Genomic DNA, 13640 nt, shown 5'->3' with positions numbered 1-13640 from the left:
TACCAAACCAAATGAAAGTTAAACAAGCCTAATGAAGAGGGCGATCCGACCAAACCCAAAGGACACTCAAAGGACAAGAAATGCGTGTATTATACCAAGTTATATCGACCGCTGTAGGCGAAACATTAACGAAAACAAGCCTCTGCTCTCGTTGAAAATGCACAGACCCTATTTATGTCTCTTGTCGAGAAGGCGTTGGCATAGAAGAGGAGGTTCGTGTTACGCAGTCTGCAATATGATCATTCACCATACCGGTGGCTTGCATAAAGGCATAACAGGTCGTAGGGCCAAGAAATTTAAACCCACGTTTTTTTAGATCTTTTGCCAACCGCTTAGATAGTTCAGTCACAGCCGGGACTTCAGCAAGGGAATCAAACCGATTATCCATCACCTTGTGATCACTAAAGCCCCAGTAGTATTGGCTGAACGAACCAAACTCGTCGGCAATGTTCAAAAAAGCCTTAGCGTTACTAATAGTGGCTTCTATCTTGGCTCGATGGCGAACAATGCGTTGGTCCAAAAGCAATCGTTCCACATCGGCGCCTGTCATATTCGCGACTTTTTCGGGATCAAAATGGTGAAAAAGCGCCCGATAGCCTTCACGCTTGCGCAATATGGTAATCCAGCTTAGACCTGCCTGTGCGCTTTCGAGTACAATGCATTCAAACAAAGAGACGTCGTCGTAGACGGGGATGCCCCATTCAGTATCGTGATAATCTATGTATTCGGGCGATCCTAAACACCAATTGCAACGTATAGGTTCCATTAACTCAGCTCCATGTGTGACAGACTCAAATAAGCATGTTAAAAAATAAGGGCGTTCACATTCCATTTTTTCAATGACCAAGCAAGCTCTTTTTGTTATCAGGCTTGCGGTTCAATTATGGCAACATACTATGAAGTTTACACCGACATACAGCAAAAAAGACGTGGAAGTCCTGAGCGACGAATGCGTGTACAAAGGTTTTTTTGAAATGCGCAAATTGACGTTAAAGCATAAAAAATTTAACGGAGAGTGGAGCCAGCCCATGAATCGAGAGCTGATGGTGCGAAACGATGCGGTTTGTGTGCTGCTATTTGACCCCGTGGCCGATAAAATACTTTTGATCGAGCAATTTCGTCCCGCCGTATTGAACAGCGATTCTCCCTGGCTATTGGAGTTGGTCGCTGGCATGGTAGAAGAAGGCGAAAGCGATGAAGACGTGGCGCGCCGAGAATCCTTAGAAGAAGCAGGTGTCACCGTTAAGCGTTTGGCATACATGTTTAAATTTGTGCCCTCGCCAGGCGGTTTGGTAGAGTACTTGCGTATGTACGCAGGCGAGTTTGATTCACGCTCAGTGGACACAAGCCAGGTTCATGGAGTCGACAATGAACATGAAGACATCAAGCTGCACCTCATGTCGGCTGATGACGCCATTGACTTGCTCAAACACGATGTAGAAAACGCCAGTACCATTATGGGTTTGCAATGGTTTGCTTTAAACAAAAGTCAACTGGTCTCCCAGTGGCGCGCTGAATCTTGATCTATACTGGCATAACAGGATGCCAGTTCGAATAGGGTTTACAGCATATTATCAATGACAACAGCAATGATTATAAAGGCGGTAATGACAGAGAAAATGGCGAAACAATACGTACCAGATTTGGTCAGTTTACAAATGCTCGGCGAGCTTAATTATCGTCGGCTGGGCAAACTCATGCGTGGCCAAGAGGAAATGGATTCATGGCACTTTTCGATCCACAGTGCCGGCAATCAAGAAAGCCGTTTAAGCCTCACTCTTGGAAAAGAAAGCCGCTTTACCTCAGAAATCGCTCTAGAGTTTGGTCCAGAAATAGAAACCAAACTGCTTTTTGATGCCAGACTGTCTATGATCATTCGGCTGTATCATGATGTCGGTATTGCTGAAATCACTGATGGTCATCGTCAATACAAAGGGGTGTACCCTTACCCCAATGATGCCATGTTACATCGGGATGAAAAGTTCCGTCTGAACCAACAACTGGCTGATCTGCTGGAGTTGTGTTTAAAACATGGTCACAGGCTGCATCATGTTGTGTCTTTTCAATTTGCCTAATGTACTTTTATTTAATGTACTTTTGCTTTTAGTTCTTTTGATCCGTTTATCTAGCTTTTATTCGATACGAGAATCTTGTGGCTACTTTATTATACATTCACGGTTTTAACAGCTCTGAGCGCTCCCACAAAGCCACTGTGCTGGTGGAGGCGGCCACCGCATTAGGTTTCCCTGATGCGGTTATGTCACCGCGTTTGTCTTGGCAGCCTGCCAAAGCCATTCAGCAGTTAGATGCCATTATTGAAGCCAAAAAAGACACGGGTCTCACCTTAATCGGCAGCTCTCTTGGGGGCTTTTATGCCGCTTATTTAGCAGAAAAGCACCGCCTAGCTGCCATACTAGTGAATCCGGCGGTTCAAGCGCCAACTCTCTTGCTTGATTACCTTGGGCCGCAGCACAACCCTTATACGGGGGAACGCTACGAGCTCACCGCATCGCATATGGCAGAGCTAGAGCAGCTTGTCGTTGCAAAGCCCACTGCTGATTTGTATTGGCTCATGGTACAAGAAGGGGACGAAGTACTGGACTATCGAGAAGCGCTAAAAGCCTTTCCTAACACCGCACGCCTGACGCATGAAGCTCAAGGTGACCACAGCTTTACCGAGTTTGCGCGTTTTTCAACTGAAATCCTGCGTTTTGCTCAAATAATAACCGACTGAGTAAATGAACCCTTTTAGTCGCTAACCGAGTAGCCAGTAGGCTATTTCACACCGTATAGAAGCAGTGGTAGACTGCTGCCATGAATTTATACTCGAATGCCGTACACAACGCATTTTTTGTACAGCACGACCAACTTGGAAGTAAAAACACGCATGTCTGCAAAAGAATATAACGCTGGTTCGATAGAAGTTCTGAGTGGCTTAGAGCCGGTTCAAAAACGCCCAGGAATGTACACAGATACCGCGCGACCTAACCACCTAGCGCAAGAAGTGGTCGACAACTCAGTTGACGAAGCCCTTGCTGGTCATGCGGATCGCATAGAAGTGGTCTTATACAAAGATGGCTCCTTAAGCGTCGAAGACAACGGCCGCGGCATGCCCGTTGATATCCACCCAGAAGAAGGCATCTCCGGGGTTGAATTGATCCTCACCAAGCTGCACGCTGGTGGCAAATTCTCGGGCGACAACTACCAGTTTTCCGGTGGTTTGCATGGTGTCGGTGTCTCAGTAGTCAACGCCTTGTCAACGTCCTTAGAAGTCTGGGTAAGACGCAACGGCATTCACTACCACATTGGTTTTGAAAACGGCTTTAAAACCTCAGAACTGAAAGAAATCGGCACAGTCGGTAAGAAAAATACCGGCACCAAGGTGAAATTTACCGCCGACGGAAAATATTTTGACAGCCCTAAATATTCGGTTTCTCGTCTCAAACATTTGCTTAAAGCCAAAGCGGTGTTGTGCTCGGGTCTGCATGTGGTCTTTATTGATCAAAGCGGCAGCGAAGAAGTCCGCGATGAATGGTTTTATCAAGATGGCTTAAACGATTACTTAGCTCTTGCCAATGAAGGTTTTGTGTTACTACCAGAAACGCCTTTTATTGGTGGTTTGACCGAAAAAACACAAGGCGTAGATTGGGCGGTACAATGGTTGCCAGAAGGCGGCGAGTTGGTGACAGAAAGTTACGTTAACCTCATCCCAACCGCGCAAGGTGGTACTCACGTAAACGGTCTGCGCACTGGCTTGTTAGAAGCCATTCGGGAGTTTTGTGACTTTCACAGCCTTTTGCCTCGCGGCATCAAACTGACTGCAGAAGACGTATGGGATCGTTGCAGCTACGTACTGTCAGCCAAGATCCAAGAACCACAGTTTTCTGGGCAAACCAAAGAGCGTTTATCGTCTCGTCAAATTGTGGCCTTTATTTCAGCCACCGTAAAAGACGCCTTTAGTCTTTGGCTAAACAAACACGTAGAAGATGGCAAAAAAATCGCCGATATCGTGATTAACAGTGCACAGAAACGACTAAAAGACAGCAAAAAAGTCGTGCGTAAACGCATTACCCAAGGCCCAGCGCTACCAGGTAAATTAGCCGACTGTTCTGGGCAAGACACGTCTCGAAGCGAGCTTTTCTTAGTCGAAGGGGACTCGGCGGGCGGTTCTGCCAAGCAAGCCCGTGAAAAAGATTTCCAAGCCATTTTGCCACTGCGCGGTAAAATTCTTAACTCATGGGAAGTGGACTCTAATCAAGTACTGGCATCGCAAGAGATCCACGACATTTCCGTGGCCCTTGGGGTAGACCCAGGTGACGACGATCTAAGCGGCCTGCGCTATGGCAAAGTCTGTATTCTAGCCGATGCCGACTCGGATGGTTTGCACATCGCCACCCTGATCTGCGCCTTGTTTGTGAAACATTTCCCCGCTTTGGTGAACAGTGGTCATGTCTTTGTCGCCATGCCGCCCTTGTACCGCATCGACATCGGCAAAGAAGTGTATTACGCCCTAGACGACGAAGAAAAAGACATCACACTGCATAAAATCGCTGCCGAAAACAAACGCGGTACACCCAACGTACAGCGCTTCAAAGGCTTGGGTGAAATGAACCCATCGCAACTGCGCGAAACAACAATGGCACCCGACACCCGTCGTTTAATCCAGCTGACTATGGAAGACAAACCGGACACCGACGAACTACTCGACAAACTGCTGTCAAAAAAGCGTGCTGGCGACCGCAAAAGTTGGCTGGAAACCTACGGCAACTTAGCGATTATTGACTAATTTACATTACACCGCTCAATTAAATGGAAACGAATGAATGTCTGAAGAAGAAAACGACGAAATCATCAGCGAAGAAGTACTTTATGAAAGGATTGATCATTATTTGCTGACGTTCGGAACAGATCGTTCGCTTATGTGCGTGTCAGAATTGGATGGTTTCTTAACGGCCTTGGGTTGTTCTATTAAAGAATTGGAACCAGACCTGTGGCTCAATGCCATCTGGGGAGCAGATGAAGACCAGCCTGTTTGGGATTCCACCGAACAGGAAGACGAATTCCTCAGCTTGGTGTTGATCATGTACATGGAAACCATGAACAGCTTGTTGTTTGGGGATTTTTACCCCGTTTATTTGGAACAAGAAGTGGATGGTGAATACACCATCTTAGTAGAAGAGTGGTGTGTTGGGTTTATTCGTGGTGCCAAGTTAATTGGCATGGGAGACAGCGATGACCGCGAATTCTTTGACGAAGCCCTAGGCCCAGTGCGTCTATTTGGTACCGAAGCTGGCTGGCAAAAGCTCGAAATGATGACCAAAGAAGAAGTGGATTTTTGGCGTGATAATTTAGAATCCTCTGTGCTGCGACTTGCCCAGTACTATCACCCTGAAATGTCATCCGAGAACAACGAAAGCGATGGGCGAACCTTGCACTAAACCAAAATACTGCCCAGAAAAGTAAAAAAGAAAACAAAAAAAACCGTGATATGACATCACGGTTTTTTTATTTAACGCGCTAGTTCACTCAAGCCAGAGAAATTACCCAACGACTTTCGCAATGCTCTCGCACAAGTAATCGATATTGGTATCACTCACGCCCGCAATACTCATACGGCCTGTATCAGCGATATAAATAGAATACTCGCTACGCAAAGTACGCACTTGCTCTAGTGTCAAACCAGAATACGAGAACATACCGCGCTGATCTTGAATAAAGCTAAAGTCTTTGCTCACGCCAGACGCCGCCAATTTAGCAACCAGCTTTGCACGCAAACCGTTAATACGGTCACGCATCGCTGTTACTTCTAATTCCCATTCGGCTTTTAGCTTAGGGTTACTCATAATGGTGTACACCACAGCCGCACCGTGCGCAGGTGGCATAGAGTAGTTGGCACGAATCGCCTGACCAATGATAGAAAACGCCGCATTCGCTTCAGGTGTGGACGCCGCGATCACGCTCAAGCCGCCGCAACGCTCACGGTAAATACCGAAGTTTTTCGAGAAAGAGTTTGCGATCAGCATGTCTTGAACATTGGCCGCCATGTAACGCAAGCCCGCCAAATCTTCGTCCAAACCGTCACCAAAACCTTGATACGCCGCATCCACTAACGCCAACAAACCGCGTTTGTTAACGAATTCCGTCAGCACTTTCCAATGATCAAATTGTAAGTCGATGCCCGTCGGGTTGTGGCAGCAAGCGTGCAACAACAACACATCGCCTTCTTGTACTTCAGCTTCTAGCGTCGCCATCATGTCATCAAAGCGAAGACCGTTCGTGGCTGGATCGTAATAAGGGTACTCTTTGACCTCAACGCCCGCTGAGTTGAAGATGGATTTATGGTTCCCCCACGTTGGGTCACTCACCCAAAGACGTGCGCCATTCAAATTAGCACTAATAAAATCTGCCGCGACTTTAAGCGCGCCTGTTCCACCCGGTGTTTGAGTAGAGCGCATACGGCCAGAAGTAAGAATGGGGTTGCCTTCACCAAGCAACAAAGATTGGATAATGGCTTCAAATTCAGTGGCACCATAAATACCCAAATAGCTTTTAGAATCTTCCTGTTCAAGCAAAATCGCTTCCGCTTTTTTAACGCTATTCAAAATCGGCGTATGGCCATTGTCGTCTTTATACACACCAACACCCAAATCAATCTTGTTCGGATTTGGATCTTGTTTATGAGCCATAATAAGAGCTAAAAGAGGGTCGCCAGAAACGGCTTTAAGATGCTTAAACATGATAATTACGGGGTCCTTATTGTGCGTCACAGGAAAATCACTGTGAAAAAAGTCGTTGTTTAAATAGCCTCTTCATTCTGCCGTTTTTATGACAAAATACAATGCAAGCGAGCGGGAAATTTCCGCAATACTGTCAAGAAAACAAGACACTGATACCTCACGACCCAGCCACACTGCCAAGAGCCACATCATGACCCCTTTACAACAAGGATTTCACACACTCGACCATGGGTTAAAAACGCACCGGCCGCTCTGGCAATTTGATACCTTTGCGTCGTTTGGCATTCCTTGGCGCGAATATTACCCCGCGCTGGCTCAGTGGCTAGAACACACCACCATGGAAGACCTAGCGGGTGAAGACTTCAAGCAGCAAGTGTTTCAGCTTTGTCCAGACTTGCCATCCGCACTCAATGTGCCCACACCAAGCTTAATGAATACATTACCGAAGCAAGCACTTACTTACGTTCCTAGCTCTTTATCTTCTGGCATAAAAGGCCGTAAGTGGGAACAAATCCAAGCCTTTGTGAGCCACACACCACACGCCGATCACTACTTAGAATGGTGTTCAGGTAAGGGCCATTTAGGCAAGCTCTTGGCCTATCATCATGGCAACCCCGTCCATAGCCTAGAATGGCAAAAGGTACTCTGCGAAGCAGGGGAGCAAGAAGCAAGACGTCGCACATTGCCACAAACTTTTACCCATGCCGACGTATTAAAAGGCGAAGGACATTCTGCGTTAGCAAGCACTCACTGCGCTGTTGCGCTTCACGCCTGTGGCGATTTACATGGCGAACTGATCCAGCAAGCCGTTGCAGCCAACACTTCCATGCTGTGTATTTCCCCTTGCTGTTATCACCTAACCCGAGCGAGCCAGTACCATGCCTTTTCACACACGGGCCAACAATCCACACTTAACTTACGCCAAGCCGACCTCAAGCTTGCCGTCAAAGAAGTCGCGACGGCCGGAGCGCGAGAACAGCGGCTCAAACAGCGTGAACTCACTTACCGCCTTGGTTTCGATGCTTGGCAGCGATGCGCCCGTCAACAAGACGAATACCTCCCTGTCCCCTCTATTCAAAAAGCCCTGCTAAACCAAGGCTTCCACGCCTTTTGCCACTGGGCAGCTGAACAAAAAGGCCTAACGAATTTAATATCTAACCTACCCTTTGACGACTTCGAACAAATAGGCCAACAACGAGCCCAACACGTACACAAACTCGAAGCCATCAGCCAACTCTTTCGCCCCGCCCTAGAGTACTGGCTCGTCCTCGACCGCGCCCTCTACCTAGAAGAAAACGGCTACCACGTCGACATCGGCACATTCTGCGATAAAAGCCTCACCCCAAGAAACTGGATGATAAGGGCAAAGCGGACGTAAGAGGCTTGTTGAATAGTGAGCTATAGTCAGACGGTGGCAGATTGTCACCGTCTGAAACGTTGAGTGACAGATGGCAAAACCTGTCAAATAACTTTACGTGTATAAAATCACAGGGTTGTGAGGTAGCGCAAAGCAAGGCACAGTGAAAACGTTGGATACGAAAAGCGAGAAGGGATAAACAATGGCAACGTCTATGTGGCTGCGGTTAGTCATCTCTGTTAATTGAGATGCACCGACTATTCCTAACTGGCCCTATGTTTCCAAATACGTTAAATTACCTGCACATCACGGGCAGCCTTGCCAAGCAATAACCCAGCGCGTGCGCGATGCACGACATAAGGACATATCCCAATCATGCTACAAGACATCAAGAAAACCCTCTGGGCCACTGCCGATAAACTGCGTGCTAACGTCGATGCCGCCGAGTACAAACACATAGTACTGGGGCTAATTTTCGTTAAGTTTATCTCCGATGCTTTTGCCGGCCGCCGTGCCGAGTTGTTGAAACGCTTAAAAGACCCAAAGGACGAGCTGTATTTTGCTGATGCCAGCGAAGAGGATTTAGTCGCCGAGCTGGAAGACCGCGATTACTTTAAAATGGTTAATGTGTTCTGGGTGCCGGAAGGCGCACGCTGGGAAGCATTGCGCGCTAACGCTAAACAGGCCGACATCGGCAAGCGCATTGACGATGCCTTAGCCGCGATAGAGCTGGAAAACCCCACCTTAAAAGGCATTTTGGATAAACGCTATGCCCGGGCACCGCTACCCGATGGCAAGCTGGGTGAGCTGGTCGATGTTATTTCTACCATTGGTTTTGGTGAAGACCAAAGCAAAGCGCGCGATATTTTAGGCCAGGTGTACGAGTACTTTTTAGGCCAGTTTGCCAGCGCCGAGGGTAAAAAGGGCGGCCAGTTCTATACGCCGCAGTCTATTGTAAATACCTTAGTGGCGGTGCTCGACCCACACCAGGGCAAGGTATATGACCCCTGCTGTGGCAGTGGCGGCATGTTTGTGCAGTCAGAAAAATTCATTGAAGCGCACGGCGGTAAGCTGGGTGATGTGTCGATTTACGGCCAGGAATCGAACCCGACTACCTGGCGCCTGGCAGCGATGAACCTGGCCATTCGCGGTATCGATTTTAACTTAGGCCGCGAGCCGGGCGATACCTTTACCAAAAACCAGCACAGCGATTTGCGCGCCGACTACATCCTGGCCAACCCGCCGTTTAATATTAGTGACTGGTGGCACGGCAGTTTAGAGGGCGACCCGCGCTGGGTGTTTGGCGCACCGCCACAGGGCAATGCCAACTACGCCTGGCTGCAGCATATGCTGTATCACCTAAAACCTACTGGCCGTGCCGGTATTGTATTGGCCAATGGCTCAATGAGTTCCAGCCAGAATAGCGAGGGCGATATACGCCGCGCCATGGTCGATGCCGATGTGGTGGAGGTTATGGTAGCACTTCCGGGCCAGCTATTCTTTAACACCCAAATACCGGCCTGTTTATGGTTTTTAACCAAGCAAAAACAGCAACGCCAAGGCGAAGTGCTGTTTATCGACGCGCGTAAACTCGGCAAGATGATCAGCCGTGTGCAAAGCGAGTTAGACCAGGCCGCCATAGATCGCATTGCCAATACCGCCAAAGCCTGGCGTGGTGAAGATATGACTGGGGTTGAAGGCTTTGAGCAAGGCTATGAGGACATCCCCGGTTTTTGCCGCAGCGTGCCGCTAAGCGAGATTGCCGAGCATGGCCATGTACTCACCCCAGGCCGCTATGTTGGCGCGGAAGCCGTAGAAGATTGTGACGACGCCTTTGCCGATAAGATGACAGCTCTTACCGAAAAGCTTGGTGAGCAAATGGCCAAAGGCGCAGAGCTTGACCAGTTAATCCGCCAGAAGTTAGGAGGACTGGGGTATGAGTTCTGAGTTTGAATATCTGCCGCTCTGTGAAATAACTGTAAACTTTGACAACAAAAGGAAACCAGTTAAGGCCCCAGATAGGAAACCTGGACCGTATCCTTATTATGGTGCTTCTGGAATAGTTGACTATGTAGATAGTTACATTTTCGCCGGTGAATATTTGTTAATTGCTGAGGATGGTGAGAACCTTAGGACAAGACAGCTACCTTTTGCTTTTTTAGCTCAGGGCAAGTTTTGGGTCAATAATCATGCTCATATTGTCACCGGAAATGAGAGGGCGTTAACGAGGTATTTGATGTATGCCCTTTTAGCTACTGACATAACTCCCTATATTACAGGGGCTGTTATGCCAAAAATTACAAAAGGAAATCTGAACAATATAACTGTTCCTTGCCCGGCAATTTCTATTCAAAAACAGATAGTGGATGTGCTTTCAAGTCTCGACGACCGCATAGCGCTGCTACGCGAAACCAACGCTACCTTAGAAGCCATCGCCCAGGCGCTGTTTAAATCCTGGTTTGTCGATTTTGACCCGGTGCACGCTAACGCTGGCACGCAAGCCCCCAGCCTGCCAGCCGAGATACAAGCGCTATTCCCCTCCCGCCTGGTGGAATCTCCACACGGGTTAATACCGGAAGGGTGGGAGGTTGGAGCAATCAAACGTTGCTGTGAAAGAGTAGAGAGCGGTGGAACACCTAAAAGGTCTGTAGCTACATATTGGGATGGAGATATATCTTGGTTATCTTCAGGCGAAGTACGTAATGCGATTGTTTTAGATACAAAAGAAAAGATCACCGCGCTTGGTGTTTCTGAGAGTTCTGCAAAACTGTGGCCGGCTGGAACTACAGTTGTTGCAATGTACGGTGCGACTGCAGGAGAGGTTTGTATTCTCGCTAAGCCGTCAACTGCAAACCAGGCTTGTTGTGGTTTGATTCCCAAAATGCATACAAAGTCTTTTGTTTTCTTTTGTATACGGCGAGAACGCGAGAACCTTGCATCAAAGTCCTCTGGTTCAGCGCAACAAAATCTGAATAAAGGTTTGGTTGAGTCCCATGAAATCGTGATCCCTCCAAAACAAGTGCTTGCGGAGTTTGAAAATAGCATTGGTTCAATACTTGAGGGATGGATCGAGAATGAAAGAAAAGCTGAAACACTCGCAAAACTGCGCGATACCTTACTTCCCCGCCTAATCTCCGGTCAGTTACGTTTGCCTGAGGCGGAAGCAGCCTTGGCGGAGGTTGTCTGATGCAAATTAAGCGTATTGCAAGGATTGAACGGTACCGAATTTTTAGAGACTTCACCTGGCCAGAGACGCTGCCAAATTTCGCGCATTTTAACCTGATTTACGGTTGGAATGGAGTAGGTAAAACAACGCTTTCGGGTTTGTTTTCCTATTTGCAAACTAAACAGATAATGACTGAAGGGCGAGTTGACTGGCTGGTTGACCAAAGGACAGTTTCATCAACCAACATTGCCAGTGAACAAACGCCAGCTGTTAGAGTGTTCAATCGGGATACTGTCGCCAGATCGGTTTTTGAATCCAGCCAAGGCAGCCTACCGCCGGTTTATTACCTCGGCGAAGACAGCGCCGAGAAACAGGCCCAAATTGAGCAGCTTCAAGCTAAGTTAGTTGAATTAGAAAAGCATAAAGCAGAGCTAGGCGACCGTAAAAGTTCAGCGGAAAGGCGTTATGAGTTGTTTTGTGCTGACCAAGCCAGAGCTATTAAAAACCTTTTAACTGCGCAAGGCAGTGAATTTAATACTTATAACTCCGCTAGGTTCAAGCAACGTGCCGAAGAGTTATTAGCTTCTCCTCGTACTCGTTTAAGCGATGCAGATGTAGATAAACTTACCTCGATTAAGTCTGCCTCAGCAAAAGATCCAATAGTCGTTCCTGCACCGCATTACCCTGACTTTCTCGATTTGAACCGTAACGTTGATCAAGTTTTGGGCAAGACGGTTGTTGCTGCGACGCTTGCCGAGCTAACCGAAAATCCTGAATTATCGGTGTGGGTTCGCACGGGCCTACACCTTCATACTGGTGAGCATCAGAAAGATACATGTGCGTTTTGTAATCAGGTGATTGAACCGCAGCGGTTGGAGCAGCTAGAGGCTCACTTTAATGATGCCTTTGAGCGCTTTCAGGTTGAGATTAATGATTTGCTCAACCATTTAAAAACAACCAAATTGTTTATTGAAAAATTGCCACTTCCTGATAGAAAGCTTTTACACGAACATTTAATAGCCAGTTATGACAGTGAAGTCCAGAGTTTAAAACAGCAGACTTACTTGGTATCAACCATGCTGGGAAAAATGCTGAAAGCACTTGAGACAAAGGCAGCTAACCCATTTAAAAAGCTCGAGCTTAGAGGCTCTTTAGCAACAGAGCCGAGTGAGCGCAAAGACATGACTAAATGGGGCACTTTTTGGGAAGTTGTTAGCACAGCTGGCAGCGCAATTAGTGCGGCAGTTGGTAAAAACGCTTTCGAAAATATACGAAGCTTAATTCAGCAGCACAACCAGCATTGTGAAAAGTTTGCGACGGCCCAACGCGAAGCTAGACAAGCTTTAGAAATAGATGAAGTGAACAAAGCGCTTGAAAGTTTTAATGGTCAACGAGAAGAGATTGAAAGTTTAGAGTCACAAATGTTGGCACTAAACGTTGATATATCTGAAGCATCCATAACGATAAAGCAACTCAAAATTGAAATACGTCAGCACTCTGCTGCAGCTCCCGAACTGACGAATGACTTGGTTTCTTATCTTGGCCGGGAAGAGCTTAACTTCATTGCCCATGATGGTGGCTACAGTATTATGCGAAATGGCCAACCTGCTTTGCACTTAAGTGAAGGCGAACGCACAGCCATATCGTTTATCTATTTTCTTAAATCACTTCAGGATAGCAGTTTCAACCTTCAGCAAGGTGTCGTAGTAATTGATGATCCCATATCGAGCCTTGATGCGAACTCAATCTATAGTGCCTTTGGTTTTATGAAGGCCCGTATTAAAGATGCTGGACAGGTTTTTGTTTTTACCCATAACTTTACATTTTTTAGGCAGGTCAACAATTGGTTTAATTATGTGCGGCCTAAAGCTGAAGCTGGTTTTTTCATGCTAAACCCGATTATCCGTGATGGTGTCCGAACAGCAACGTTATCGAAACTTGATCCGTTGCTGCGTAATTATGAATCCGAGTATCACTACCTTTTTCAAACGATATTGCAAGCTAGCAGTTTTCCTGATGATGCATCTATGGCTGCGTTTTATGGTATGCCGAATGTTGCACGAAGATTACTGGAAACAGTTCTTGCGTTTAAACTGCCTGATAAAGCAGGCGATTTAAACAAGCAGCTTGAAGAGGTAACACACTTTGATAGCGGTAAAAAAGCCAGAATTATCCGCTTTACGCATAGCTATTCTCATTTGGTTGGTATCAGTGAACCACAGCATGATCTTTCGATTTTGAGCGAATCCAAGGCTATCCTGACCGATGTATTGGCACTAATTCGAGTGGTTGATGAAGCGCATTATGAAAAAATGCTGGCCATGTGCAATTCATGAAGCATTACCGCTAAAGACTTGATTTTACAGCTACAACAAGGCAC

At 47.1% G+C, this 13640-nt stretch carries 11 protein-coding genes; 9 read left to right on the top strand and 2 right to left on the bottom strand.

Annotated features, from left to right (window positions below; genetic code table 11):
- Positions 1-172 precede the first annotated feature (172 nt).
- Positions 173-766 (bottom strand): DNA-3-methyladenine glycosylase I, encoded by a 594-nt coding sequence (locus EBI00_RS05440; RefSeq protein ID WP_123094954.1) that lies wholly within the window; start codon positions 764-766, stop codon positions 173-175.
- A gap of 130 nt (positions 767-896) precedes the next feature.
- On the opposite strand from EBI00_RS05440, the gene EBI00_RS05435 reads away from it, so the two are divergent.
- The 5 genes from EBI00_RS05435 to EBI00_RS05415 all read left to right on the top strand — a co-directional run bounded on the left by EBI00_RS05435 (position 897) and on the right by EBI00_RS05415 (position 5438).
- Positions 897-1523 (top strand): NUDIX domain-containing protein, encoded by a 627-nt coding sequence (locus EBI00_RS05435; RefSeq protein ID WP_123094953.1) that lies wholly within the window; start codon positions 897-899, stop codon positions 1521-1523.
- A gap of 66 nt (positions 1524-1589) precedes the next feature.
- On the top strand, positions 1590-2075 hold the full coding sequence (locus EBI00_RS05430; protein WP_241556958.1) for a DUF1249 domain-containing protein: 486 nt from the start codon (positions 1590-1592) through the stop codon (positions 2073-2075).
- 77 nt (positions 2076-2152) lie between these two features.
- Positions 2153-2734, top strand: a complete 582-nt coding sequence (locus EBI00_RS05425) for a YqiA/YcfP family alpha/beta fold hydrolase (RefSeq protein WP_123094889.1) — start codon at positions 2153-2155, stop codon at positions 2732-2734.
- 153 nt (positions 2735-2887) lie between these two features.
- On the top strand, positions 2888-4786 hold the full coding sequence (gene parE, locus EBI00_RS05420) for a DNA topoisomerase IV subunit B (RefSeq protein WP_123094888.1): 1899 nt from the start codon (positions 2888-2890) through the stop codon (positions 4784-4786).
- A gap of 37 nt (positions 4787-4823) precedes the next feature.
- Positions 4824-5438, top strand: a complete 615-nt coding sequence (locus tag EBI00_RS05415) for a UPF0149 family protein (protein ID WP_123094887.1) — start codon at positions 4824-4826, stop codon at positions 5436-5438.
- 102 nt (positions 5439-5540) lie between these two features.
- On the opposite strand, the gene EBI00_RS05410 is transcribed toward EBI00_RS05415, so the two are convergent.
- Positions 5541-6737 carry an amino acid aminotransferase gene (locus EBI00_RS05410; protein WP_123094886.1) on the bottom strand — a complete coding sequence of 399 codons (1197 nt, stop codon included), beginning with the start codon at positions 6735-6737 and terminating at the stop codon, positions 5541-5543.
- A 190-nt stretch (positions 6738-6927) separates the two neighbouring features.
- On the opposite strand from EBI00_RS05410, the gene EBI00_RS05405 reads away from it, so the two are divergent.
- The 4 genes from EBI00_RS05405 (at position 6928) to EBI00_RS05390 (ending at position 13596) form a co-directional block, all read left to right on the top strand.
- Entirely contained in the window at positions 6928-8115 is a 1188-nt protein-coding gene (locus tag EBI00_RS05405; protein ID WP_123094885.1) for a methyltransferase, read from the top strand.
- A 354-nt stretch (positions 8116-8469) separates the two neighbouring features.
- Entirely contained in the window at positions 8470-10041 is a 1572-nt protein-coding gene (locus EBI00_RS05400; RefSeq protein WP_123094884.1) for a class I SAM-dependent DNA methyltransferase, read from the top strand.
- Positions 10031-11281: a restriction endonuclease subunit S gene (locus EBI00_RS05395; RefSeq protein ID WP_123094883.1), complete on the top strand. Its 1251-nt coding sequence runs from the start codon at positions 10031-10033 to the stop codon at positions 11279-11281. The genes EBI00_RS05400 and EBI00_RS05395 overlap by 11 nt, the downstream gene beginning before the upstream one ends.
- On the top strand, positions 11281-13596 hold the full coding sequence (locus EBI00_RS05390) for an AAA family ATPase (RefSeq protein WP_123094882.1): 2316 nt from the start codon (positions 11281-11283) through the stop codon (positions 13594-13596). The genes EBI00_RS05395 and EBI00_RS05390 overlap by 1 nt, the downstream gene beginning before the upstream one ends.
- Positions 13597-13640: the final 44 nt, after the last annotated feature.

It is taken from the genome of Marinomonas hwangdonensis, assembly GCF_003721245.1.
Lineage (GTDB): Bacteria > Pseudomonadota > Gammaproteobacteria > Pseudomonadales > Marinomonadaceae > Marinomonas > Marinomonas hwangdonensis.
This window is presented reverse-complemented; position numbering and strand designations above follow the sequence as displayed.